The organism is Thioalkalivibrio sp. AKL7, assembly GCF_000381705.1.
GTDB classification, from domain to species: domain Bacteria; phylum Pseudomonadota; class Gammaproteobacteria; order Ectothiorhodospirales; family Ectothiorhodospiraceae; genus Thioalkalivibrio; species Thioalkalivibrio versutus.
The window spans coordinates 318,360-341,251 of record NZ_KB906949.1 but is presented as its reverse complement, the minus strand read 5'-3'; the positions used below and the strand labels follow the sequence as shown (position 1 = coordinate 341,251).

The 22,892-nt window shown below is 66.9% G+C and carries 24 protein-coding genes and 1 pseudogene; 12 read left to right on the top strand and 13 right to left on the bottom strand.

Features of this window, described 5'->3' with window-relative positions:
• Positions 1 to 160: 160 nt before the first annotated feature.
• The 5 genes and pseudogenes from G315_RS0106565 to amrS all read right to left on the bottom strand — a co-directional run bounded on the left by G315_RS0106565 (position 161) and on the right by amrS (position 5,919).
• Positions 161 to 2,485 carry an HDOD domain-containing protein gene (locus G315_RS0106565; RefSeq protein WP_018144212.1) on the bottom strand — a complete coding sequence of 775 codons (2,325 nt, stop codon included), beginning with the start codon at positions 2,483 to 2,485 and terminating at the stop codon, positions 161 to 163.
• A 155-nt stretch (positions 2,486 to 2,640) separates the two neighbouring features.
• Positions 2,641 to 3,021, bottom strand: coding sequence for a DUF2237 family protein (locus G315_RS0106560; protein ID WP_018144213.1), 381 nt, complete (start codon positions 3,019 to 3,021; stop codon positions 2,641 to 2,643).
• Between the two features lie 82 nt (positions 3,022 to 3,103).
• Positions 3,104 to 4,135, bottom strand: coding sequence for a DUF2235 domain-containing protein (locus G315_RS0106555; protein WP_018144214.1), 1,032 nt, complete (start codon positions 4,133 to 4,135; stop codon positions 3,104 to 3,106).
• 78 nt (positions 4,136 to 4,213) lie between these two features.
• A pseudogene (locus tag G315_RS13760) lies at positions 4,214 to 4,738 on the bottom strand (Hsp20/alpha crystallin family protein).
• Positions 4,739 to 4,773: 35 nt separating this feature from the next.
• Positions 4,774 to 5,919 carry an AmmeMemoRadiSam system radical SAM enzyme gene (gene amrS, locus G315_RS0106545; protein WP_018144216.1) on the bottom strand — a complete coding sequence of 382 codons (1,146 nt, stop codon included), beginning with the start codon at positions 5,917 to 5,919 and terminating at the stop codon, positions 4,774 to 4,776.
• A gap of 88 nt (positions 5,920 to 6,007) precedes the next feature.
• Here amrS and amrB point away from each other — a divergent pair, with 88 nt between their 5' ends.
• From amrB to G315_RS0106525, 4 genes are all read left to right on the top strand, one after another.
• Positions 6,008 to 6,808 (top strand): AmmeMemoRadiSam system protein B, encoded by an 801-nt coding sequence (gene amrB, locus G315_RS0106540; protein WP_018144217.1) that lies wholly within the window; start codon positions 6,008 to 6,010, stop codon positions 6,806 to 6,808.
• Positions 6,805 to 7,383, top strand: a complete 579-nt coding sequence (amrA, locus tag G315_RS0106535) for an AmmeMemoRadiSam system protein A (protein ID WP_018144218.1) — start codon at positions 6,805 to 6,807, stop codon at positions 7,381 to 7,383. The genes amrB and amrA overlap by 4 nt, the downstream gene beginning before the upstream one ends.
• On the top strand, positions 7,373 to 7,987 hold the full coding sequence (locus G315_RS0106530; RefSeq protein WP_018144219.1) for a rhomboid family intramembrane serine protease: 615 nt from the start codon (positions 7,373 to 7,375) through the stop codon (positions 7,985 to 7,987). The genes amrA and G315_RS0106530 overlap by 11 nt, the downstream gene beginning before the upstream one ends.
• A 76-nt stretch (positions 7,988 to 8,063) precedes the next feature.
• On the top strand, positions 8,064 to 9,074 hold the full coding sequence (locus G315_RS0106525; protein WP_018144220.1) for an adenosine deaminase: 1,011 nt from the start codon (positions 8,064 to 8,066) through the stop codon (positions 9,072 to 9,074).
• A 24-nt stretch (positions 9,075 to 9,098) separates the two neighbouring features.
• Here G315_RS0106525 and G315_RS0106520 read toward each other — a convergent pair whose 3' ends face one another.
• Entirely contained in the window at positions 9,099 to 9,587 is a 489-nt protein-coding gene (locus G315_RS0106520) for a PleD family two-component system response regulator (protein ID WP_018144221.1), read from the bottom strand.
• 242 nt (positions 9,588 to 9,829) lie between these two features.
• Here G315_RS0106520 and G315_RS0106515 point away from each other — a divergent pair, with 242 nt between their 5' ends.
• Entirely contained in the window at positions 9,830 to 11,194 is a 1,365-nt protein-coding gene (locus G315_RS0106515) for a diguanylate cyclase (protein ID WP_018144222.1), read from the top strand.
• Between the two features lie 21 nt (positions 11,195 to 11,215).
• On the opposite strand, the gene G315_RS0106510 is transcribed toward G315_RS0106515, so the two are convergent.
• Both G315_RS0106510 and G315_RS0106505 read right to left on the bottom strand, forming a co-directional pair.
• The gene (locus G315_RS0106510) at positions 11,216 to 11,677 is read right to left on the bottom strand and encodes a glycine zipper 2TM domain-containing protein (RefSeq protein ID WP_018144223.1); all 462 of its coding nucleotides are present in this window, start codon (positions 11,675 to 11,677) and stop codon (positions 11,216 to 11,218) included.
• Positions 11,678 to 11,811: 134 nt separating this feature from the next.
• Positions 11,812 to 13,344, bottom strand: a complete 1,533-nt coding sequence (locus G315_RS0106505; protein WP_019612157.1) for an AAA family ATPase — start codon at positions 13,342 to 13,344, stop codon at positions 11,812 to 11,814.
• Between the two features lie 136 nt (positions 13,345 to 13,480).
• Here G315_RS0106505 and G315_RS0106500 point away from each other — a divergent pair, with 136 nt between their 5' ends.
• The 3 genes from G315_RS0106500 to G315_RS0106490 all read left to right on the top strand — a co-directional run bounded on the left by G315_RS0106500 (position 13,481) and on the right by G315_RS0106490 (position 15,514).
• Positions 13,481 to 14,185: a TVP38/TMEM64 family protein gene (locus tag G315_RS0106500; protein ID WP_018144225.1), complete on the top strand. Its 705-nt coding sequence runs from the start codon at positions 13,481 to 13,483 to the stop codon at positions 14,183 to 14,185.
• A 123-nt stretch (positions 14,186 to 14,308) separates the two neighbouring features.
• Complete coding sequence (locus G315_RS0106495) at positions 14,309 to 15,052, top strand: class I SAM-dependent methyltransferase (protein WP_018144226.1); 744 nt, start codon at positions 14,309 to 14,311, stop codon at positions 15,050 to 15,052.
• Positions 15,053 to 15,190: 138 nt separating this feature from the next.
• Positions 15,191 to 15,514, top strand: coding sequence for a hypothetical protein (locus G315_RS0106490; RefSeq protein WP_018144227.1), 324 nt, complete (start codon positions 15,191 to 15,193; stop codon positions 15,512 to 15,514).
• Positions 15,515 to 15,529: 15 nt separating this feature from the next.
• Here the strand turns inward: G315_RS0106490 and G315_RS0106485 are convergent, their stop codons facing one another.
• Positions 15,530 to 16,966 carry a diguanylate cyclase gene (locus G315_RS0106485; protein ID WP_018144228.1) on the bottom strand — a complete coding sequence of 479 codons (1,437 nt, stop codon included), beginning with the start codon at positions 16,964 to 16,966 and terminating at the stop codon, positions 15,530 to 15,532.
• A gap of 172 nt (positions 16,967 to 17,138) precedes the next feature.
• Between G315_RS0106485 and G315_RS0106480 the strand changes: the two genes are divergently transcribed.
• Positions 17,139 to 18,131 (top strand): MDR family oxidoreductase, encoded by a 993-nt coding sequence (locus G315_RS0106480; protein ID WP_018144229.1) that lies wholly within the window; start codon positions 17,139 to 17,141, stop codon positions 18,129 to 18,131.
• Between the two features lie 52 nt (positions 18,132 to 18,183).
• Entirely contained in the window at positions 18,184 to 18,540 is a 357-nt protein-coding gene (locus tag G315_RS0106475; protein ID WP_018144230.1) for a hypothetical protein, read from the top strand.
• Between the two features lie 58 nt (positions 18,541 to 18,598).
• On the opposite strand, the gene trxC is transcribed toward G315_RS0106475, so the two are convergent.
• The 3 genes from trxC to G315_RS0106460 all read right to left on the bottom strand — a co-directional run bounded on the left by trxC (position 18,599) and on the right by G315_RS0106460 (position 20,599).
• The gene (gene trxC / locus G315_RS0106470) at positions 18,599 to 19,033 is read right to left on the bottom strand and encodes a thioredoxin TrxC (protein WP_026182010.1); all 435 of its coding nucleotides are present in this window, start codon (positions 19,031 to 19,033) and stop codon (positions 18,599 to 18,601) included.
• Positions 19,034 to 19,109: 76 nt separating this feature from the next.
• Positions 19,110 to 19,985: a cupin-like domain-containing protein gene (locus tag G315_RS0106465; protein ID WP_019612156.1), complete on the bottom strand. Its 876-nt coding sequence runs from the start codon at positions 19,983 to 19,985 to the stop codon at positions 19,110 to 19,112.
• 38 nt (positions 19,986 to 20,023) lie between these two features.
• Positions 20,024 to 20,599, bottom strand: a complete 576-nt coding sequence (locus G315_RS0106460; protein WP_019612155.1) for a hypothetical protein — start codon at positions 20,597 to 20,599, stop codon at positions 20,024 to 20,026.
• A gap of 149 nt (positions 20,600 to 20,748) precedes the next feature.
• Between G315_RS0106460 and G315_RS0106455 the strand changes: the two genes are divergently transcribed.
• Positions 20,749 to 21,675 carry a patatin-like phospholipase family protein gene (locus tag G315_RS0106455; RefSeq protein WP_019612154.1) on the top strand — a complete coding sequence of 309 codons (927 nt, stop codon included), beginning with the start codon at positions 20,749 to 20,751 and terminating at the stop codon, positions 21,673 to 21,675.
• Between the two features lie 85 nt (positions 21,676 to 21,760).
• Complete coding sequence (locus G315_RS0106450; RefSeq protein WP_019612153.1) at positions 21,761 to 22,717, top strand: pentapeptide repeat-containing protein; 957 nt, start codon at positions 21,761 to 21,763, stop codon at positions 22,715 to 22,717.
• Here the strand turns inward: G315_RS0106450 and G315_RS0106445 are convergent.
• A complete protein-coding gene (locus G315_RS0106445; protein WP_019612152.1) occupies positions 22,697 to 22,876 on the bottom strand; it encodes a hypothetical protein in 180 nt (59 codons plus the stop codon). The genes G315_RS0106450 and G315_RS0106445 overlap by 21 nt on opposite strands.
• Positions 22,877 to 22,892: the final 16 nt, after the last annotated feature.

Below are 22,892 nucleotides of genomic sequence, written 5' to 3'. Positions count from 1 at the left end.
CCTTAGCGCCACTTATCGAGGGGAAACAGCGATTGAGTGCAGAATCCGTTAGTCGTTCGCAAAAGCCGGCATCCGCCGGTCCCATCCGGCGGACTGAGGGGGAGCGATCGACACTGTGCAGACCGCCTTCACCCGCGCGCGTGCGCGGGTGAAGGCGGCGTCAATCGCGCGCCTGCCGAATGGCCAGAGCCATCTGATTGCGAACGGCCTTCAGGGCCCGCAGGACCGTCGGTTCCACGGCGGCGCCTTCCGGCAATTCCAGATACAGCAGCCCGATACAACGATCGCGCACCGCCAGCGGCAGCAGCAGAAAACTGCGCGCGTCCAGGGCCTGGCGGAACTCGTCGGGGATATAACGGCTGATCGAGGCCTCGTGGCTGTCGGTGATGACCAGGTCCTTCTTCTGTTCCAGGGCCAGCGACAGAATGTCGCCCTTGCCCGCAAGCGTGAGTCGCAGCCGTCCGGACAGCGTCTCGGCATCCTTTCCGAAGGCGGTATGCGCCACCAGCACCCGATGCTCGCGATCGGCGAGCATCAGCATTACCCGGCGCAGACCGAGTGTCTGGTACAGGGTCTCGAGCGTTGCCTGCATCAAGGTGTTCAGCTCGAACTCGCCCACCATGCTGTCCAGCATGTCGGTCAGGGTCTCCATCAGTGCCGCGGCCTGTGCGTCAGGATCGGCGGTGGCGGCCGCCGCCGCTTCGCCGCTCCCCCCCGCGGGCTCGATATCCGCCGCGTCGCTGTCATCGATCTGCACACCCAGATTCGCCTTCAGCCGGTTCAGCGGCTCGCGGCCCTCCGGCGGCAGCTTGACCACCGTCAGGAAGTGATCCATGTGCTCGCGCCCGGACTTGATGGCCCGCTGCATGCCGCGGGCATCCACGCCCAGGGCACGTTCGTAGCGCTTGCGCAGATCGGTGAGCAAGGCGCCCTGCTGGTCGCGATCCGCCTGGGTAATGCATTGCCCCATCTCCGACGCCAGGGTGACGATGCGGTGCAGGCGCTGGTCGGCATCCCGCGCTGCCGGCAGCGTGCCCGAGGGAGCCCGTTCCACCGACGTAACGATCTCGCGCGGGAAGTTCCAGTCCTCCAGCACGCTGCGCGCCAGGGCCTCGTAGGAGATCCCGAGGACCTGACGGGCGGCACTGCCCTCGCTCGTACCCTGACCCACACGAATGCGGATTTCGTCCGCCTCCTCCGGCAGGTAGTACAACACCAGCATGCGGCCGATATCGTGGAACAGCGCACAGACAAAGGCCTGCTCGCTCTCCACCCCGCCGACCTGTTCCGCCAGGTCGCGCGCCAGCATGGCGCTGAACAGGGTGCCGACCAGCGCCTCCATCAGGCGTCCGGAATGACGCCCGCCCTTGAGGTTTTCGAACAGCACCAGCCCGAGCGCCGCCGTGCGCACCTGCTCGAAGCCCAGCAGCACGATCGCGCGCGAAACGGTGCGGATATTGCCGCCAAAGTTGCTGTAAAAGGGTGAATTCGCCAGCCGAAGCAGCTTCTGCGTGGTGGCGTAGTCCTTCAGCACGGCATTCGACAGCTCGGCCACCGAGCGCTTCATCGTGTCGTCGGAACACTGGGTAATCTCGCGGATGTGGCTGGAGATGCCGGGGAAATCAGGCTTGCGTCGGATCCGCCGCAGGATGAAGTCCTGCGATCCGTCGCCCGTCTGGCCTTCGCCCTCGACGGCCACCACCAGCGCCTCGCGAAACTCGCGGGCCGATGCGAAACGCTCGGCGGGATCCGGGCGGGTGGCCCGAAGTACCAGGGCGTCGAAGCGTTCGTCGCCATTGCCGGTGCGACCGGAGGGTGGCTCCAGCGCCCCCGCCTGCATCGCCTGCCGGATCGCCGCGGGGCTATCACCGGCAAACGCGCGCTCGCCCGTCAGCATCTCGAAGAACAAGGCCCCCAGGGAGAACACGTCGGACCCTTCGGTCGCGGCCTCGTTCGCCAGCCGTTCCGGCGCCAGATAGTAGGGTGTATCCGGCAGGTGGCTCTCGCCGCGCGCGGCCACGTCAGGCAGCGCCATGCCCAGCCCGGTGATGCGCGCATGTCCCTCGGGGTTCACGGTCACGTTCGCCGGCTGCAGGGCCCCGTGCAGGATGCCCTGCTCGTGCGCCGCAGCCGCCGCATCCAGCAGCTCGCGCATCAGGGCCAGGGCGCGATCGATCGGCAAGGGTCCGCGCGCCAGGATCTGCTCCAGGGTCTCGCCCTCGACGTACTCGAACACCAGATAGACGCCCTCGGCGTAGTCCCCCGCCTCGAAGATTGGAGCGATGTTCGGGTGCCGAAAGCGGCTTAACCGGCGGGCGTCTTCAAGCAATGCCTGGCGGGTCGAAGCGTCCGCCGCGACGTTGGTCAGCGTCCGAATCGCGACCTGCCGATCCAGCAGCGGGTCGTGCGCGACATAGAGCCCGTCGCGGGCACTCGTACCCAGCGTCCGCGTGATCCGGAAGCGTTCGATCTCGGGCACGGCCATGCGGTCAACCACCGGCCACCCCCCGATTCCCCATGCCCACGTTATCGACCCGAGCGATTGTCAGCCCCACCATGTACGGATCCATCCGTCTTCTCCCTGTATTTCAGCGGGGCCCACCCCGGCCCCCGACCGACCCTCCGAGGAGGGCCTCCATCTCAATCAGCTGGGTCGCGCGCGTGTTCCTTGAGGATGTCCAGCGGGATCACCGCCAGGGTCTCCTCGTGCGTCGCGCGCAGGAAGACCCCGGGCGCCGCCCCCGCCCGGTAGGCCTCCAGCCAGCGCGCGGCGCACAGGCACCAGCGATCCCCGGCCTCCAGGCCGGGGAAGCCGAATTCCGGAACCGGCGTGATCAGATCATTCCCGCGTGCCAGGGAGAAATCGAGAAACTCGCGGGTGAGCTCGGCGCACACGGTATGCATGCCCTGGTCGTCGTAGCCGGTGGCACAACGGCCGTCGCGATAAAAACCGGTGACCGGCCCGCGACTACAGGGCTCCAGGGCCCCGCCAAACACGTTCTTCGAGGGAAATGGCTGCATTGAGGGAATCTCCGTCTGCTATTCCTACAGGATAACGGAGACCCGGCCTCCCAACGCGAGCGTTTACTCCGTCCGGGGGAATTCAGTCGGCGTCCGGCCAGCCCCATTCGTCCAGAAACGCGCGCAGGTTCTCGGGCTGGTAGTCGACATCCTTCCGGTAGCGTTCCAGGGCACTCGGATGCACCTCGGTCGGGTAACCCGACTGGTACAACGGACGCCGATAGCGCCGTCGCAGGCGATAGATGTGCCGCCGCGAGCGGTGCAGCGACGCCAGCGGGTCGGGGCGCAGGTTATCCGGCAGATGCCTCTCCACTTGCAGCCCGGCCATCCGGGCTTGCTCGATCATCCACGCCAACGGGGCCTCTGACGCGAGACGCCCCTCGGCATCCGGGGCGTAGCCGCCGCCCACGTCGGCATGCACGCCACTGAACCACAGCTGCTTCAGATCCAGCCCCGGGCGCGGATCCCACAGGGTGGGCTCAAAGTCGGCTCGTGTCTCGTCGATCGCCATGGCATGGCGGGCGATGCGCACGTTGGGCCCCAGCTTGGTGTCGTAGAACTCGTCCGTACGATCGAACATTCCCAGCAAAGAGAACGGGATTCCCAACGCGCCGACCGTATCCCAGACGCCAACAAAGCGGATCTCCCGCGAGGGATGTGCATGTTTCGCGCGAAAGGTACGCGAGGCTTCGCCCTCGGGCGCATGGCTGGCGCCGGTGTTCTTGTAGTGCCGAAAGGCCTGCTCGATCAACCGTGCATCCGGGCGCTTCAGGACCCCGCAGTTGTTGATCAAGCCGCACAGGCTGCGAACGGTGTACGCCCCGCGGCTGAAACCGAACAGGAATATCTCGCTGCCGGGGGCGTAGTTCTGCACGATGTAGCGATAGGCATCCTGGATGTTCTTGTGGATGCCACGCCCGGTCACGCCACCCGAGATCTTTGCGTAGTACGCCCCCACGCCCCAGTCGTAGTAGACCTGCTGCGGGTCCCCCATGGCATCGGCGGGCGCAATGGCCCGCGCCAGGCGCAGGACATTGGTCGGCACGTCCGACTCGACGTCCTCCTCCGGGCGATTCCAGGTTCCGTCCGCACAGATCACGATCCGTCGTGTCATTCGCTGGTCTCACATCCTTGTCGTCGGGCGGTCCCGGCGATCATTCAGCGCACGGCAGGCCGCCGTGTGACGCCCCCCTCAGGAGCCGATCTCGATCCGGCGCACGCCCGGCCGGGCGTCGTCCTTGCGCCGGGGGATGTCGATCTTCAGAACACCGTTCTTGAACCGCGCCTAGATGGCATCGATATCGGCGTCCCCGGGCAGGCTGAGGATACGGCGAAACTGTCCGTAGGCCCGCTCCACCCGATGGTAGCCCTGGTCGTCTTCCTCGGTCTCCTGGCGCTTCTCGCCGGAGATGATCAGGTCGTCGCCATCCACCGTCAGGTCGATCGCGTCCTCGTCGATCCCCGGCACCTCCACCGTGATCCGGTAGGCCTTGCGGGTCTCGGCGATATCCACACTGGGCTTGAGCAGCAGCGAGGCGGCGGCATCACCCCCGCGCATCCCGAGGGCCGAGCCAAAGAAGTCCTCGAACATCCGGTCCATCTCGCGGTGCATGCGCATCAAGGGGTCGGCGCTCTCGCGCCGAGCCGGCACGACCTCCGTGCTCGCGGTCTCCTCGCGCTTGAACCAGTTCCACGGCTTGAGCTTTTTCAGGTCCATGGTGATCACCTCCGTTGCAAATCCTGTCTACCGAGTTAACTAGGTCGCGGAGAGGGCCTTTTCAAGCCCTGCGAATCAGACCCCCGAAAATCGGCTAGCCGCACCGGCTGACGCCGGGCGCCCCAGTTGCCGGGGCGCGCTTCGAACACCCCGGGCACCGACGCGCCGCAGGCGTTGCAGCAACCATCGGCGTTCAGTTTCCAGTCCGAGAGTTCGTACCCGTCGCGGCCAATCACGCGTTGCCCGCAGCCCGCACACCAGGTGCTCTGGCCCTGCGTGTCATGCACATTGCCGGTGTACACGTGATGCAGACCCTGCTCGCGAGCGATGCGACGCGCCCGCTGCAGCGTCTCGATCGGCGTGCGCGGGTGTTCGGTCATCTTGAAATCCGGATGGAAGGCGGTGAAATGCAGCGGCACATCCGGCCCCAGATGCTCCCGGACCCATTGCGCCATGGAGGTGATCTCCGCATCGCTGTCGTTCTCCCCCGGGATCAGCAGCGTGGTGATCTCGACCCAGGTAGCGGTCTCGTGCACCAGCCATTCCAGGGTGTCGAGTACCGGCTGCAGATGGGCCCCGGTCAGCTTGTGATAGAAGCGCTCGGTAAATGCCTTCAGGTCCACGTTCGCCGCATCCATGGCGGCAAAGAATTCGCCGCGCGCCTGCTCGGTGATGTAACCGGCCGTCACGGCCACCGTGCGGATATCCCGCGCGCGGCAGGCCGCCGCCACGTCGATGGCGTACTCGTGAAAGATCACCGGGTCGTTGTAGGTAAAGGCCACCGCGCGACAGTCCAGCGCCTCGGCGGCACGTGCAATGGTCTCGGGATCAGCGCGATCGGCCAGCGTGTCGATCTCGCGTGACTTGCTGATGTCCCAGTTCTGGCAGAACTTGCAGGCCAGGTTGCAGCCGGCCGTGCCGAACGACAGCACCGGACTGCCCGGGAGGAAGTGATTGAGCGGCTTCTTCTCGATCGGATCCACGCAGTAGCCGGAGGAACGCCCATAGCTGGTCAGCACCACGGCATCGTCGAGATTGGCGCGCACAAAGCATGCGCCGCGCTGTCCGGGCTTCAGCTTGCAGTAGCGCGGGCACAGATCGCACTGTACGCGGCCATCCTCCAGGGCATGCCAGTAGCGCGTGGCGACGGTGAATGCGTCGTGTTCGGGGATGTCGTTCATATCCAGTCCAGACCGTGATTCATGGTCTTGAATATGAGGACACAATCCCAATATTCAACAACATAATGTTTGATGGAGCCCCCCCCCAATGACGGCACAGCCCCGCATCCGCGAGCCCGCCATCGCGGGCCAGTTCTACCCGGCCGAGCCCGAGGAGCTGCGCGCCACGGTCACCCGCTTGCTCGATGCCGTCCCGCTGGTAACGGACGCGGCGCCGCCCAAGGCCCTGATCGCGCCGCATGCCGGTTACCCGTACTCCGGCCCGGTGGCGGCCTCGGTCTATGCGCACATCCGCCCCCTGGCGGGGAAGATCCAGCGCGTCATCCTCTTGGGTCCGTCGCATCGCGTGCCCTTTCGCGGCATCGCGACCACTACGGCAACGGCCTACCGCAGCCCGCTGGGAGACATCCCCGTGGACCACGAAGCCCTGGAAGCCATCGCGGACCTGCCCGGCGTCCAGTTACTGGACATCGCCCACGGACCGGAACACAGCCTGGAGGCCCACCTGCCGTTCCTGCAGGTGGCACTGGGGACATTCGAACTCGTCCCGCTGGTGGTCGGGGATGCCTCGTCCGAGCAGGTCGCGAGCGTGCTGGAACGGCTGTGGGGCGGCCCGGAGACCCTGATCGTCGTGAGTTCGGATCTCTCCCACTTCCACGACTATGCCACCGCGTGCCGCCTGGACACGGCCACCACCCGCGCCATCGAACAACTGGACGAACACGCGCTGGGGCCGGAACAGGCTTGCGGCTGCCGGCCGCTGGCGGGCCTGTTGCGGCTGGCACGGCAGCGCGGTCTTGCCATTACCACACTGGACCAGCGCAACTCCGGCGACACCGCCGGCCCGCGCGACCAGGTGGTCGGCTACGGCGCCTGGATGCTGCAATGACGCACGCCATCGACCTGCCCGCGCCGGCGCGCGAACGCCTGCTGGAACTGGCCGCGGATGCCATCCGGCGGGCCGCGCACCATGCCCCCGCCCGCCCCATTGCACTGGAACAGGAGCCCGACCCGCTACCCGATCCCGGCGCCAGCTTCGTCACCCTGAAGCAAGGGGAAACCCTGCGCGGCTGCATCGGCACGCTGGAGGCCCACCGGCCCCTGGCCGCGGACGTCCTGCACAACGCCCGCGCGGCGGCGCTCAATGATCCGCGTTTTCTGCCGCTGCGCACGTCGGAACTGGCCGGTCTTGCCTACTCGGTCACGCTGCTGACTGCGTCGCGACCCATGGAGGCCGCGCAGCGCAAGGGCCTGCTGGATCAGCTACAACCGGGCCGGGACGGCCTGGTCCTTCAGGCCGGAGCGCGCCGCGCCACCTTCCTCCCTGCGGTCTGGGAACAACTGCCCGATCCCGAGACCTTCCTCGATGCCCTGCTGCAAAAGGCCGGGCTGGCGCCGGGCGGCTGGCCCGACGGCCTGCAGGCCTGGCGCTACGGGTCCTTGGAGGTTGCCGGTGAACTTTGAACCGAGTGTGACGCTGTACCTGATCGTCGCCACCGTCGCGGTCTCCCTGCTCGCATGGCAGAACCCGCGCTGGTTGCAGGCGATGATCCATCATCCACCGTCGGTGCAGCGCGGCGAATACTGGCGCCTGGTAACCCACGGCTTCATCCATGCCGATGGCACCCATCTCGCGTTCAACATGATCACGCTGTTTTTCTTCGGCATGGCCATGGAGCGCGTGCTGGTGCCCGCGATCGGCATGGGCGGCTTCGTGCTGTTCTATCTGGCCGCCATCGTCCTCGCCAGTCTGCCAAGCCACCTGAGCCATCTGCGTGACCCGGGCTACCGCTCGCTGGGCGCTTCCGGCGCGGTCTCCGCGGTGCTGTTCGCCTACATCCTGCTGCAGCCGTGGTCGCTGTTGTTCGTGTTCTTTATCCCGGTCCCGGCCATCGTGTTTGCGGCGGTCTATGTCGGCTATTCGCTCTATGCCCAGCGCCAGAACCGCGACAACATCAACCACAGCGCCCACCTGTGGGGCGGCGCCTGGGGCATCGCCTTCATGCTGTGGCTGGAACCCGGCCTGCTGGCGCGGTTCTTCCGGGAACTGCTCTCGCCCCTCGGGTGACCCCGGTTACTTGTCGGGCGCCCCGGGCAGTTCTAGCCTCTGCGCACTTTCCTCCCCGACACCGCAGGATCCCGCCATGCAAGACGCCATCGCCACGCTCCCCAAGGTCGAGCTGCACCTGCACATCGAGGGCTCCCTGGAACCCGAGCTGATGTTCGCCCTGGCCGAGCGCAACGATGTCGATCTCCCGTATGCCTCGGTCGAGGAGGTTCGGGCCGCCTACCAGTTTCACGACCTGCAATCCTTCCTGGATATCTACTACGCGGGCGCCTGCGTCCTGCTGACCGAGCAGGATTTCTACGACCTGACCTGGGCGTACCTCGAACGCTGCCGGGACGACCACGTCCGCCACACCGAGATCTTTTTTGACCCGCAGACCCACACCGAACGCGGCGTGCCCTTCGCGACGGTCATCGACGGCATCCACCGCGCGCTGGCCGACGGCGAACGGGAGCTCGGCATCACCAACCGCCTGATTCTCTGTTTCCTGCGCCACCTGAGCGCCGAGGCCGCGATCGAGACCCTGGAGACCGCCCTGCCCTGGCGCGAGCACATCCACGCGGTCGGGCTGGACTCCGCGGAGCTGGGCAACCCGCCGGAGAAATTCCAGGCCGTGTTCGAGCGCGCGCGGGCCGAGGGATTCCCCGCCGTCGCGCATGCCGGCGAGGAGGGGCCACCGGACTACATCTGGCAGGCACTGGACCTGCTCAAGGTCGCGCGCATCGACCACGGCGTCCAGGCCGAGCAGGACCCCGACCTGATGCAGCGCCTGGCGCGGGAGCAGATCCCGCTGACCGTCTGCCCGCTGTCCAACATCAAGCTGTGCGTGTTCGAGCGCCTGGAACAACACAACCTGAAGCGCCTGATGGACGCGGGGCTGTGCGTCACCATCAGCTCGGATGACCCGGCCTATTTCGGCGGCTACGTGGGGGAAAACTTCCGCGCCACGGCCGCGGCCCTGCAGCTGGACCTGGATGACCTGGAAAAACTGGCACGCAACGCCGTCGACGCCGCGTTCCTGGAAGCCAGCGCAAAACAGCGCCTGCACGACGAGATCGGCGACTGGCGGGCCCGGCACGCCGCCTGAAACGCGAGTGCGGGTCCGGGATTCCTACCCGGAGAAGCGCGTCGGGCGGGCCGGAAGACGCCCCTTCGCCACCAGGCGCTCGATGCGGGTGAACACCTCTCCGCGGCCGAAGGGTTTCTTCATGAAGTCGTCGGAGCCGATGCGATCGAGGAAGAACTGCTCGACCGCGTCCTCGTTGCCGCTGATCATGATCACCGGCACCTTCGCGGTGGCGGGGTCCCGGCGCAGTTGACGCAGCATGGCAAACCCGGTCATCCCGGGCAGGAGGATATCCAGGAAGATCAGGTCCGGTGGATTCTCGCGCGCCAAAGCCAGCGCCTCCTCGGCATCGCCGACGCCAATCGGCTCCAGCTCGTTCTGCTTGAGCATGCTGGTGAGCAGCGCGACCACCGTGCGCGAATCATCCACCACCAGCACCCGCAGCCCGCGAGCGGCCTCTTGGCGTGCCTTTGTACGCCGCTCGCCGGCCTTGCCGAACCGCAGCAGACTCCCCATTCGCTGCATGTAGCTCATGCCGGACTCCTTTCCCCTGGCTGTAGTGTTTCGTCGCACGCCAGATGGCCTCATTGTTCCCGTGCCCGCACGCGCTGTCCAGCGCGTCTTGACGGCTCGTTTGAAGCCCGGTGCGAAGACGCGCATTATCCGGATTTGCCTGCGGATCACTGAATGGAGTCAGGGCCCAGCATGACGGCAGACACGCTCCGACCGCCGGTCACGACCGCGCCCCGGCGAGACCGCCCAATGGACGGCCGGCCATGAAGATCCTGGTCGTCGATCACTCCCGCGTATTCCGGGCGCTGTGGAGCCGAATGGTCCTGGCCGCCGGACACAAGCCGATCATGGCCGCAAGTGGTGCGGAGGGCCTCGCCCGCATCGAGGAAAACGACCTCGAGCTGGTCTGCGCCTCCATTACCCTGCCCGACATGAGCGGGATCGAGTTCTGCCGCCAGGCACGCGCCAAACCCGCCGGCCATGATCTGCCGCTGATCCTGCTGACCACCAAGCAGGACCACGACATACGCCGCGCGGCCTTCGAGGCCGGCGCCACCGATCTCCACGACAAGACCAACATCCGTGACCTGTTCCACCAGGCCGCACGCTACGGCCGGCCGGTGGAACACGCCCACAAGGGGCATGTGCTGTATGTCGAGGACAGCCCCACCGTCGCCCGGGTGATGACTCGCATCCTCGAGGGCATGGGTCTGGAAGTAGCGCACTTTCGCAGCGCCTCCGCCGCCCTGAATGCCTTCGACGAGGGAACCTGGGATCTGGTCCTGAGCGATATCCTGGTCGAGGGCGACATCAGCGGCATGGGGTTGGTCAGCCGCCTGCGCCACCGCTTCCCCGACAAGACCAGCCTGCCGATCGTCGCGATGTCCGGCCTCGACGACCCGAACCGACGCGCCGAGCTCTTCCGCCTGGGGGTCAACGACTTCGTGACCAAGCCGGTGCTGGAAGACGAGGTCCGCGCCCGCATCGGCAACCTCCTGGCGAACAAGCGCCTGCTCGAGGAAGTCCAGGGCCAGCGCCAGAAACTCTACGACATGGCGATGATCGATCCCCTCACCGGCCTGCGCAATCGCAATGTCCTGGCCGAATGCGCCGCACGCTTCTTCACCGAAGCCAACCAGAAGGACATGGCCCTCAGCCTGATCCTGCTGGATATCGACCATTTCAAGCAGATCAACGACAGCCACGGCCATCTGGTGGGCGACGAGGTCCTGGTTGGCGTGGGCGAGTTGCTACGTACCACCGGGCGCGAGGTCGATGTCGCCCTGCGCTTCGGCGGCGAGGAATTCCTGCTGGTCCTGCCCGAGTGCGACCTGTTTGATGCCCATACCCGTGCCGAGGAACTACGCCAGCAACTGCGCGAACTCAAGCCCGCCGGACTGACCATTACCGCCAGCTTCGGCGTGACCAGTCGTCCCTGTGGTCGCGAGGTGGACATGAACGACCTCTTCCGGGTCGCCGACCAGGCCGTCTACCAGGCGAAGAGCGAGGGGCGTGACTGCGTCGTCTCGCGCACCCTGGATGCTGGAGCCGAATCCGACTTCCAGGACACCCGGACCGCCGACGACTCGGCCGGGCCGGGGCAACCGACCCCGGAAGCGTCTGTCTGAGGCGCGGACCAGGCCCGCCATTCAGCCCTGGATACGCCAGCTGCCGTCCGGCTGCCGACAGGCGGTCCCGTACACCTGCTCGGTCTGGCCTCCGATCACCGCGTCGATGGTGTATTCGCGGCACGGGCCGGCGGTGGTCTCGTAGGTCCGCGTCGGCACCACGGTGTACTGGTTGCCGCTGTCGGGATTGACCCACCGCGAGGGCACACCCGTCCGCACACTCTCCAGGGTCTGGGCCGTCTTCAACCGGTCGACCTCGTCCATGGACTGGCCCACCGAGCCACCGATCGCCGCGCCCGCGAGGGTGCCGGCGATGATCGCCGCGGTCCGGCCACGCCCGGAGCCGACCTGCGAGCCAAGCACGCCCCCCAGCACGCCGCCGATCACCATCCCGGCCTGTTCCTGCGACCCCTGATAGGTCGCACAGCCGCCGAGACCCAGGACCGCCGCCAGGACAATCGCGAAAGAAACATTGCGCCACATGAGCATTCCTCCACCGGCGACCCGTATCCGAACCCGTGGGGGACCGGGACCCGTACCGGCTCTGGCGTCCCCCTGACCGGAGTATAGGCCACCCGGGGCCCACTCTCCGGCGCCCGGAAAACCAGGCTCGGCGGTCAGCCGGGCGGCTTCGGCGGGCCGGACGCGGCGCCCTTCGGCTCCGGCTTCGACGCATTGATCGCGCGCTGGAAGACCCAGCTCTTGATCTCGCGGATCTGCTCCACCATGGTCCGCGACAGCGGTACCGTGTTGATGACGTTGCGGATCACGTCGCGCTGGTTGAACACCCGCCCCTCCTGGTAGGCGTCGATCCGCGCCGACTTCACCGCCTGCTCGATCTCGGCCCCACTCCAGTCCTCGGTGCTGGCCGCCATGTAGTTCAGGTTGAAGTCCTCCAGGTTACCGCCGTGACGCTGGACGTGAATGCGCAGGATCTCCTTGCGCTCCTCCACGTTCGGCAGATCGAGGAAGAACAGCTGGTCAAAGCGCCCCTTGCGCATCAGCTCGGCCGGGAGCTGCTGGATGCGGTTCGCGGTCGCCGCCACGAACACCCGGGGCGACTTCTCCTGCAGCCAGGTGAGAAAGCTGGAGAAGATGTTTACATTGCCGGCGCTGCCCGCGGCGTGACTGTCGAAACCGAAGGCGTTCTCCAGCTCGTCCACCCACAACACCATCGGCGCGATCTCCTCGGCGATCCGGGTGGCCCGGGCAAAGGCGTATTCCGGGGTACCGAAACTGCCGGACAGCACCAGGCTCATGTCCAGCCGCACCAGCGGCAACCCCCAAGCGGTGGCGATCGCCTTGGCGGCCATGCTCTTGCCGCAGCCGCTGACCCCCATGAACAGCACCCCGGCGGGTAGCGGCACGTTGTCGTTCCAGGCCTTCTCGGTGAACAGGTCGGCGCGCGTACGCACCCATTCCTTGAGGTTCTCCAGACCGCCGATATCCTCCAGCGAGCGCTGTGGCGGATAGAACTCGAGGCAGCTCTCCTTGCGCAGGATCTGGCCCTTCTCCTCCTGGATCTCGGCCAGCATGTCGGCCTCGGGCAGCGGCTTGCCGCGGAACAGCCGCGCACTCAGGTGCCCGACCTCGTTGAGCGACAGGCCGCGCATTCCCGCCGCCACCCGGAACAACTGCTCGCGCGGGACCGCCTCGGCGCCGCGGGTGTGTTCGAGCTGCTCCAGCACCTCGACCTCGGACGGCAGGTCCACCTCGACCAGGAAGACCTCCTTTTTCAGGATCTCCGGCAGCTTCAGCAACGGGCAGCTGAGGAACACCACGTTGCGTCCCTTCTTCAGCTGGTAGTACAGGTCGCGCACTCCGCGCACCAGCGCCGGGTTGTCATCGAACCACATGGGCAGATCCTTCAGCAGGACCATGCGCGGGGCATCCGTCTCGCCGGCCGCCACCCGCGCCACTGCCGCTACCGGGTCCGTCGTCAGTGCATTCGGGTCGTCGTGCTCGCCAAACCCGTGACTCGCCGACCAGACCTCCAGATGGCCGTCTTCGCCGTAGAACGAGCGTGCGACCGAACGCAGCAGCCGCTCCATGCGATCTTCGTCCCAGCCGAGAAGGTAGAACACCGGATAGTGCGACTTGAGCCCGCGCAGGATCTTGTGTGCCGTCTGATTCTCCAGCTTGTTGCTCAATGCGCGTCTCCTCCCCGGGTGCCTGAGCCGAGTGTACCGATCCGCGGCGCCGATGCGACCTGCCCACCGAACCTTGTGATTGCGCATCCGCTACTCTGACCGCATCACGCCGGACGCTCCCCGGAGGCCCCGCTCAATGACGCACCCCCTCCCCCGACCCAACGGGTGTTCCCGCGCCAACATCGGGCGCGGCCTGCTGGTGCTGCTGATCGCGCTGGGCATCGGCATCGCGCTGTGGGTGGGCGATCCGGTCCGCCTGCTGGCCTGGGGCGATGCCGTCGCGGGCGGCCCCTGGGCCACGGCAGGGCTGGTGCTCCTGATGGCCCTGATGCTGATCTTTGCCCTGCCCGGCACGCTCATCCTCTGGTTGATCGCCCCGTTCCATCCGCCCCTGTTAGCCATCGGTCTGCTCCTCGCAGGTAGCGTCAGTGGTGCCTGGGGTGCGTACCGCGTGTCCGCCCGCCTGGCGCGCCATCCCGATCACGAACGCCGCGAAGACGCCTGGCTGGCCGATTTCCTGCACCGCCACAGTGGCCTCGCCACGCAGATCGCGCTGCGCGTGCTCCCCGGCTTTCCCCATTCGATGGTGAACTACGCCGGCGGCGCGCTGGGCCTTCCACTTGGCCGTTTCCTGCTGGCAGCCGTGCTCGGGCTCGCCGTCAAGTGGGGCGTGTACGCCACCGCCATCCACGGGGCCACCGACGCCCTCGCGAGCGGCGAGGCCCTGCAACCGCAAACCCTCCTGCCCCTGTTTGCGCTGGCGGTGCTGTTGCTACTGGGCGCCGCGCTGCGCCACCGGATTCAGCGCCGCCACTCACGGCGCATTGAGACCGACGAATGACACAGCGAATGGCGCTGACCCGCCCGCCAAACCGAGAACGGCTTCCCGGAGTCTACCCAGCCAGCCTGTGACCGCCCGTCAGGTTGGTTACACTGTGGCGCACCATTCAAGCCCGGCCACCGCGTGACCCACGATACTGCCCCGCAGCAACATTCGGACATCGGCGACGTCAACCAGCGCTTCTACGATGGCTTGTGGGCGGACACGCGTCTGGTGCACCCGGAGCGCTTCAACACCTGGGGCCTGGTATCCAGCCTGGCCGAATCGCATACCCGCCGGCTCGAAGTAGGGCCCGGCATGCGCCCGCGCCTGCCGATCGCCGGCACCCACTTTGTCGATATCAGCCCACCGGCCCTGGCGGCACTGGAAAGCGCGGGCGGCATCACCCACACCGCCCCCATCTCCGCCCTGCCCTACGCCGACCAGAGTTTCGACCTGGTGTGCGCGCTGGACATCGTCGAGCACGTGGAAGACGACGAGGCGGCCCTGGCCGAGCTCTCGCGGGTGGCGGCACCCGGGGCCCGGGTACTGCTCTCCACCCCGCTACACCCGGAATACTGGACGCCGTTCGACGACATCGTCGGCCACTACCGGCGCTATGAACCGGCCAAGCTGACGCAACTGCTGGAACGCCACCAGCTACAGATCGAGCAAAGCGCAATCTTCGGCATGAAGCCCAAATCCTCGCGCCTCAATGACCTCGGCATGTGGTTCCTGCAACGTCATCGGCCGGTCGCGATGAAGGTCTACAACCGCTTCCTGATGCCCCTGGGACTGCGCCTGCAAAAGCCCCTCGAATTGACCCCCGGCATGGTCGCCACCGACGGCGTCGAAGAGGTCTTTCTGGTCTGCCGTCGCGCATCCTGAAGCAACACGCCCCCGGCTGCCCCTGACACGACCCGGGTCGGTGGCAACTCAAAGTCCCGCTCCGCACCGGGCCTGCTTGATGGAAACCCTCGTCCGGGCGTACTGTCTATGCAGGCAAGACTCCCGAGAGACCATCCAATGCTCGACCTGCTGCGTTCACGTTCCACCTACAGCGATCAGCGCTTCCAGTTTTCCCTGCTGGTGCTGGCCACCGGCTTCGTGCTGACCCTGCAAAACCCGCAAGCGCAGGAATCCGCCGCGGAACTGTTCTCCAAGGTGGAGTTCCCGAATTTCGCCCAGGTCCAGGACATGCGTCCGCAGCTGCCGCCACCGTGGATGGAAGGCGATCAGCTGGTGAACGAAGACAGCGAGTCGGTCCCGGTCGTCACCCTGCTTGAGCGCGAAGATGCCCGCTCCGCCGATCCGCGCGAACGCCCGACGCGCGCCGCCGGCGCAGAATAACCCCGGCGGGGGTAATCAGAGCCCCGCCGCGCAGACCCGGTTGCGTCCCTCGCGCTTGGCGCGGTAAAGCTGCCGGTCCGCCTCCCCCAGAAGATCCTCCGGCGCCACGGATCGTCCCCCGTCGACCGCGGATACCCCGATACTGACCGTCACCGCATCCGTCACGTTATCCGGGTGGCCCAGCTGCAACGACTCGACCTTGCGGCGCACCCGCTCGGCGACCGCCCGCGCACCCTCCAGGGTGGTGTCCGGCAGGATGCAGGCAAACTCCTCGCCGCCATAACGCGCCACCAGATCGGTGGGCCGGTGTGCCGCGGCGCGCAATACCTCCGCGACCTGGCGCAGGCAGTCATCCCCACGCTGGTGGCCAAAGCGGTCGTTGTACGGCTTGAAGTGGTCTATATCGATCATCAACAGCGCCAGGTTCACCTCGCGCCGCGAACCGCACTCGCGCTCCAGCACGGCATCGAATTCGCGCCGGTTGGCCAGGCCGGTCAGGCCGTCTACCCGCGCCTGGCGTGCCAGCTCCGCCTCCACCTCCTTGCGCGCGAAGGTGCCGGCGATGATATCGGCTACCACCTGCAGCACGGCGATCTGTTCGGGGCTCCACTCGTAGTGCCGGGCCACCGAATCAAGGCCCAAGAGCCCGAAGGCCTTCTGATCACTGATCAACGGGATGAGCAACAGGGACTCGATATCCTGGCGCCGGAACTCGGCCTGCTCCACCACCGCAGCCTCGGGGAGCGCACCCACATCGGGGACGTGCACCGGGTGTCCCTGCCGAATCTGGCGGGTCACCCAACCATGCGCCTCCATGGGTATCCCTTGCATCTCGTCGAGGAAGGGGGCGACCCCGGGCGCGCACCACTCGCTCACCAGGTCCATCGTCTCATGGTCCGGGCGAAAACAGATCACGTAGGCTCGCCCCATCCGGAAGAACTCGCCCAGACGTTGCAGGGCCTGCACAACGGCCGCGTCCACCGCGTCCGCCGACAGGTCCGCAAACTGCGCGGAGATCGCCGAGACCACCTCCTGCAACCGGTACTGGTGCTGTGCCCTGAGTTCCAGTTGCTTGCGCTCGGTGATGTCCTCGCCCATCACGCTGGCCCCAAGCAGCGTGCCCTCGGCATCGAAAAACCGCTGGGCATACCAGGACAGCGTGCGCTGTTCGCCACTACGGGTGCGGATGGTGGACTCCAGGCCCGCGATCTCGCGGCCTTCGTGAATGATGGCCTGCCCCTCGGCGTAGACCGCTACGCGATAGTCCGGGTCGGGGAAAAGCCATTCCCAAACACTCGCGTGCCCCACAACTTCCTCGCGGCTATAGCCACTGATCCGTTCCGCCGCCCGATTCCACAGCGTCACCCGCCCCTCGGGATCCAGGGTATTCACCCAGACCGGGGCGTATTCAATGATCTGTGAATGGAAACACCCGGAGGGGTCTGCCGCCATGATGATCCTCGCAACGGGAAACAATCGGCGCGTGGCGCAACGCCGCCCGGCGAACATGCGCAATCCCGTTCGCCCATCTCAATGAGGTTAGCAACATTCCCCGCCCTTCGCGCCAGAAAAGACGGCCGTTTGTTAGGCTGCCGTTGCATTCCCTGACGAGACGCTGATTCGCATGACCGAATCCTTCAAGGCCCTGCTCCTGGAACAGCAGCTCGACGGCCCGGTGGCCACGATCCGGACACTCACCCTCGACGACCTGCCCGCGGGCGAGGTCCTGCTCCAGGTTCACTATTCGGGGCTCAACTACAAGGACGGCATGATCCTGCAGGGGCTGGGCAACCTGGTGCGGGATTATCCCCACGTACCGGGCATCGACCTGGCCGGGACCGTGCTCGAATCGGCGGACCCGCGCTACCGCCCGGGCGATCCCGTCGTGCTGACCGGCTACCGTGTCGGCGAGGCCCACTGGGGCGGTTACGCCCAGCGCGCGCGCGTCCGCGGCGACTGGCTGATCGCTCAGCCGCCCGGCTACAGCGCGCGCCAGGCGATGGCCGCGGGCACCGCCGGCTTTACCGCCATGCTGGCGGTGCAGGCCCTGGAAGACCACGGATTGCAACCGAGCACCGGCGAGGTTCTGGTCACCGGTGCCTCCGGCGGCGTGGGCAGCATCGCCGTGCGCCTCCTGGCACGCCTGGGCTACACGGTCACCGCCGTGACCGGACGCCCGGAGAACGCCAACTACCTGCACCAACTGGGCGCCAGCACCATCGTGGCTCGCGAGGCGCTGGCCAACGCGCCGGCCAAGCCGCTGCTGGGCGAACGCTGGGCGGGCTGTGTGGACACGGTCGGCGGCGACATGCTGGCCCATGTACTCGCCGGGATGGCGTACGGACGTTCGGTGGCCGCCTGTGGCCTGGCCGGCGGCGCGCAGCTCCAGACCACGGTCCTGCCGTTCCTGCTGCGCGGGATTAACCTGCTGGGGATCGACTCGGTCCGGTGCCCCGCCGAGCGGCGGCGGGGCACCTGGGAGCGCCTGGCGGCGCTGCTCCCCGGGGATGATCTTGACGCCATCACCCGCGAGATCGGCCTGGAAGACCTGCCGGACTACGGCGAGTCGATCCTGAAGGGCCAGATCCGCGGCCGTACAGTAGTCCGGCTGGATTAACCCCCGTCGAACGCGAACCGACTATGCTGGGCATACCACCCTGGAGGCGCCCGTGACCGAACTCGAAACCCGTCTAAAGCACATCCGTGACCGCTTGGCCGAGCTGGAGGCCATGGCCCGCGAGGACACCACAGAGGCCGCCCACCGGGTCACGGCCGAGTTGACCCGGGAGCTCAATCAGGCAATCGAGGACGCCGCCGACAGGACCGATGGCACCCACACGCCTGCGGCCAGCGAGCCACGTGCGCCCCGCGACCCGGTCGAAAAATGCCCGCGCTGCACCCTGCGCAGCTTCACCTTCCAGGACGGTACGATCCGGGAACGTGCGAACCAGCCGGGGCATTTCGAGGCGCAATACCACTGCATGAGCTGCGGCCACGAGGCCTGGCGCGAACTGGGCAGCCGCTGATTGATTACCGTCGGCATCCTACGGTGCTGACGACCGCGACGAAGCCACCTTTGCCCGGCTAAACCTGGCTCTGGGTCCAGCGCACGATATCCGCCGCCCCCATCGCGCCCGCCTGGCGCGCCACTTCGCGTCCGCCGCGGAACAGCGCCAGGGTCGGGATACTGCGGATCGCAAACCGCCGGCCCAGCTCCGGCTCCGCCTCGGTATTCACCTTCGCCAGCCGCACGGTCGGCTCGAGATCCGCCGCGGCCTGGCGGAACTGCGGAGCCATCATCTTGCAGGGGCCGCACCACGGCGCCCAGAAGTCCACCAACAGCGGGATATCATTGCGCTCGAGGTGGCGGAGGAAGTTCGTGGCGGTCAGTTCCAGCGGATCCTGGCCGAACAACGACCGATGACACTGGCCACACTTCGGGCCGGCACCCAGCCGTGTCGCAGGGATTCGATTCACCGCGTCACAATGCGGACAGACCACGTGCAGGGCTTCACTCACAGCAGCACCTCGTTCCAGGCAGAAGAAGAAAAGGCCAGCACCCTGATCTTACTCCGCGAGCGCGTGCATGGATCCATCAGGCCGCAGGATGCCGGGCGAGAAAGTGTTCGGTGCGTTCCACCGCGCGGCGTTCGTTGCGGTCGTTCCAGGATTGCCCGACCAGTTTGCGCATGGTGCCCTCGATGGTCCGCGTCACCAGCAGGTTGCTCAGCATCCGCGCGACATTCGGCAGGTCACGCGGAAACGCCCGCAGTGCCATGGAAAAGCCGATGTCGTCATACAGCACGTAGTGCCAGAACCCCGGCGGGATATAGAGCACGTCCCCGTGGTGCAATTCGGCCAGGTGGCCCTGCACATGCCGCAGCGCCGGATGGCGCTGGTAGTCGGGATCCTCGAAGTCCACCGAGGCCAGCGCACTGAACGAGAAAGGCACGTGATACATGTACGGCGTGTACTCGGGAGCGACCAGCAGTACGCGTTTCGGCCCGCCAAAGTGGCACAACAGGATATCCGGGCGGTCGATGTCGAAGTGCATCTGCACGCGCGCGTCCTTGCCGCCCATGAACAGCACGGGCAGCTTGCGGAACAGTCGCAAACCGATGTCGGGAAACTCGAAGTCGCGCGCCAGCGTCGGCCGGGCGGCAAACAGGTTGAAGAAGAACAGGCGCAGATCGCGCTCGCCCCCTTCCAGAAGGTCCAGATACTCCGCCAGCGGCAGGTACAGGGACGCGGCGTGCTGATGCTCGTTGTCGCGCGCGGGCCGGCTGTCGTACAGCGGCACCACGGCATCCCCGGCGACCTCGCGAAAATAGTCGGGTGTCCAGCGCTCCCGTGCCGGCCACTCTCGGGTCAGCTCCTCCAGGATCACCGGTTGCGCGACCGCCTTGTACTGCCGCAGGAACGTGTCCGGTTCGACAAGCCCGACCCGCTCTACCGGCGTAGTCTCGATCATTTCCGCTCCCGTTTCCTCGCTCGGGGAAGCCCGTCAGCCTACCAAGCCCGCCCGCAGCGCGCGATGCTGCGCTGCGGCAACAGCCAGGCAGACAGCAGATGCGTCAGCCACCACACCCCGGAACATACCGCCATGACCACCGCGAGCCATGCCACAGGGTGCATCCACTCCTGCACCTGCCCACCCGGACCCAGCACCCAGTTCACGTTGTTGTCGGCATCCGCGAGCGCGAAGGTCAGCAACAGGATGACCCAGCCCAGCACCACCATGTAACGCCAGGCACGGGGGTCATACCCGAGACGCCAGACCATCCAGATCAGCACGAACGGAAGCGGCAGATGGTAAAGCGACAGCAGGCGCACGAACAGCGGGATCTCGGGGTTGAACATGTAGTGCACAGCTCCCAGCGGGGCCCAGCCCCAGACCGCCATGCTCAGCAGGAAATCCAGCACCCAGCCCAGCTCCAGAAGCACCACGGCCACCAGCATCATGCTCGCGATCCGGCGACTCTCCAGCCAGGCCGCCAGCAGCCCGCCCAGTAACGCCACGTTGGAAAACCAGAGGAAATTGAACCAGCCGTGCACCACGGCATACACCGGAACCAGCACCAGCACGAAGGCGAGATAGCTCCACTTGAAGCCGCGCGGGACCCTCTCGCCACTCCCTGTTGTGACCCGCATGCGCGACCCTCTGCTTGCCCGTCCGTGCATTCGAGCTCAGGGTAGCAGCATGACACCCCCACGCCCCGGAAGCGCATCGCCCCATGAGACGCCTGTCGTTCCTTTTCCTCGCCCTGTTCCTGGCCACCGCCCCGGTCGCACTGGCTGCGGACACCGCTGACGCCCCCGCCCCCACCATTGGCCTGGCGCTGGGCTCGGGCGGGGCCGGGGGGCTGGCGCATATCGCCATGCTGCAGGTGTTCGACGACCGGGGGGTCCTGCCCGACCGCATCACCGGCACCAGCATCGGCGCCGTGATCGGCGGCCTGTACGCCGCGGGGCTCGATGCCGACGAGATCTTCGACCTGTTCGACGACTTTTCCGGATCCGAGCTTGATGCCCTGACCGGGCTGGCGCGCTCCGAGATCAAGCTGCTGGACCTGGTCCCCCTGCGACTGGGCCGCAATGCCCTGTTCGATTCGGGCGAGTTCCTGCGTTTCCTCGCCGAGCACACCGAGGCGCGCGACTTCGACGACCTGCGCATCCCCTTCGCCGTGGTCGCCACCGACTTTCGCACCGGCGAGAGCGTGGTGATCGACCAGGGCGACCTGTTCCTGGCGATCGAGGCAAGCATGGCAGTGCCCGGCCTGTTCGAACCGGTCCGGCACGACGACGGCCAGACCCTGATCGACGGCGGAGCCTCCAATCCGCTGCCCTATGATCTGCTGCAGGGCGAATACGACTACGTGATCGCCGTGGACGTGTCCGGCAATGGCTCGCCGAACGCCACCGAGGAGCTCGGCATCACCGACCTGCTGTTCAAGAGCTTCAGCATCATGCAGGGCTCCATCATCCGCCACATGACCCGCCTCGACCCGCCGGATCTCTACCTGGTACCGGATACTGGTGGCATCCGGTTGCTGCACTTCAACCGGATCGACGAAATCCTGGAGAAGGCGGAGCCCGCCGCCGGGGAACTCCGCGACCAGCTCGATACCTGGGGCATCCAGCCCCCGGCCCCCAGCCGGTAATCCGTGCCCAGAAGCCCGGTTTCATGCCCTATACTCGCGGCATCCACCGTAACGGACGCGGTGCCAAGGGGAGCCTGCAAGAACCGTGACCAGCGATAACCCCGATCCCCGGCCAGATGCAAAAGATCCGCCCCCGGGAACCGGCGACGGACGCCATGAGCTGTGGTTTACCCGACGCGATGATCAGGTCTGCGGGCCCTACCCTCAGCGCTCGATCAGCCGCTTCCTGATCCTGGGCCGGCTGCGCCCGGATGACCAGGTCAGCCTCGACCGCGAGACCTGGTGGCGCATCGACCAGCGCCCTCACCTGATCCCCGAAGAGTTGCAGAACGCCCACACCCCGGAGGGCCGCGAACGCCTGAACCAGGCCCGCCTGCGCGAGGACGAACGCCGGCGGGAACGGCGCGACGACAACCCGCCCGCCGAGATCCGCGAGCGCCGCAAGGGGGACCGCCGTTGTCCCGAATCGCCCGCGATGATCTCCCATCGCCAACAATGGGCCGAGATCCTGGAACGGCCAGCGCCGCCCTGGAATCAGTGGGTCCGCGGGCCGCGGCCCTGGATCGCGGGTGGCCTTGCAGTCACCCTGGCCGTCGGCCTGCTGCTCGCCTTCGGGATTGCCTTCGAGCGCGACCCCGGGCCCAACTGCGAACAGGCCGCGGGGCCCGGGGTCAACTGGAACTACTGTGACAAGGCCGGCGCCGACCTGCGCGATGCCGACCTGACGGGCGCGTCACTTCACAGCACCCGCCTGGCCGGGGCGCGCCTGCATGGTGCCCGGCTGACCGACGCGGATCTGCGTTTCGCGGACCTCGCCCTGGCCGGACTGGAGGGCGCGAATCTCGCTGGCGCCAACCTGACCGGCGCGGACCTGATCCAGGCTCGCCTGGTCGATGCCAACCTCGAGAATGCCAATCTCGCCCACGCCAACCTGACCGATGCCGACCTCTCCGGTGCCCGGCTGGACGCTGCTTACCTAAGCCGCAGCATCTGGACCGACGGCCGCATCTGCGCCCGTGACTCAGTCGGGAGCTGCGACTGACCCGCGGGCGCGCCCTCCACGTGCCACGCCCGGATCCGGATCGATTCCCAGCTCCTCCGCCACCTCCGCCCAGTACGGCTCGGCCTCGCAGGAACAGCAGTCGCACCAGACGGTGACACCGTCATGCATGCTGATCCGGCTGCGCAGGGCCTGCGGCATTCGCGTTCCGGATGTT

Excerpts from the sequence above, each read along its gene's own strand:
- G315_RS0106565 (WP_018144212.1), bottom strand. The coding sequence starts at position 2,485 with ATGGCCGTGCCCGAGATCGAACGCTTCCGGATCACGCGGACGCTGGGT.
- G315_RS0106560 (WP_018144213.1), bottom strand. The coding sequence starts at position 3,021 with ATGCAGCCATTTCCCTCGAAGAACGTGTTTGGCGGGGCCCTGGAGCCC.
- G315_RS0106555 (WP_018144214.1), bottom strand. The coding sequence starts at position 4,135 with ATGACACGACGGATCGTGATCTGTGCGGACGGAACCTGGAATCGCCCG.
- amrS (WP_018144216.1), bottom strand. The coding sequence starts at position 5,919 with ATGAACGACATCCCCGAACACGACGCATTCACCGTCGCCACGCGCTAC.
- amrB (WP_018144217.1), top strand. The coding sequence starts at position 6,008 with ATGACGGCACAGCCCCGCATCCGCGAGCCCGCCATCGCGGGCCAGTTC.
- amrA (WP_018144218.1), top strand. The coding sequence starts at position 6,805 with ATGACGCACGCCATCGACCTGCCCGCGCCGGCGCGCGAACGCCTGCTG.
- G315_RS0106525 (WP_018144220.1), top strand. The coding sequence starts at position 8,064 with ATGCAAGACGCCATCGCCACGCTCCCCAAGGTCGAGCTGCACCTGCAC.
- G315_RS0106520 (WP_018144221.1), bottom strand. The coding sequence starts at position 9,587 with ATGAGCTACATGCAGCGAATGGGGAGTCTGCTGCGGTTCGGCAAGGCC.
- G315_RS0106515 (WP_018144222.1), top strand. The coding sequence starts at position 9,830 with ATGAAGATCCTGGTCGTCGATCACTCCCGCGTATTCCGGGCGCTGTGG.
- G315_RS0106510 (WP_018144223.1), bottom strand. The coding sequence starts at position 11,677 with ATGTGGCGCAATGTTTCTTTCGCGATTGTCCTGGCGGCGGTCCTGGGT.
- G315_RS0106500 (WP_018144225.1), top strand. The coding sequence starts at position 13,481 with ATGACGCACCCCCTCCCCCGACCCAACGGGTGTTCCCGCGCCAACATC.
- G315_RS0106490 (WP_018144227.1), top strand. The coding sequence starts at position 15,191 with ATGCTCGACCTGCTGCGTTCACGTTCCACCTACAGCGATCAGCGCTTC.
- G315_RS0106485 (WP_018144228.1), bottom strand. The coding sequence starts at position 16,966 with ATGGCGGCAGACCCCTCCGGGTGTTTCCATTCACAGATCATTGAATAC.
- G315_RS0106480 (WP_018144229.1), top strand. The coding sequence starts at position 17,139 with ATGACCGAATCCTTCAAGGCCCTGCTCCTGGAACAGCAGCTCGACGGC.
- G315_RS0106465 (WP_019612156.1), bottom strand. The coding sequence starts at position 19,985 with ATGATCGAGACTACGCCGGTAGAGCGGGTCGGGCTTGTCGAACCGGAC.
- G315_RS0106455 (WP_019612154.1), top strand. The coding sequence starts at position 20,749 with ATGAGACGCCTGTCGTTCCTTTTCCTCGCCCTGTTCCTGGCCACCGCC.
- G315_RS0106445 (WP_019612152.1), bottom strand. The coding sequence starts at position 22,876 with ATGCCGCAGGCCCTGCGCAGCCGGATCAGCATGCATGACGGTGTCACC.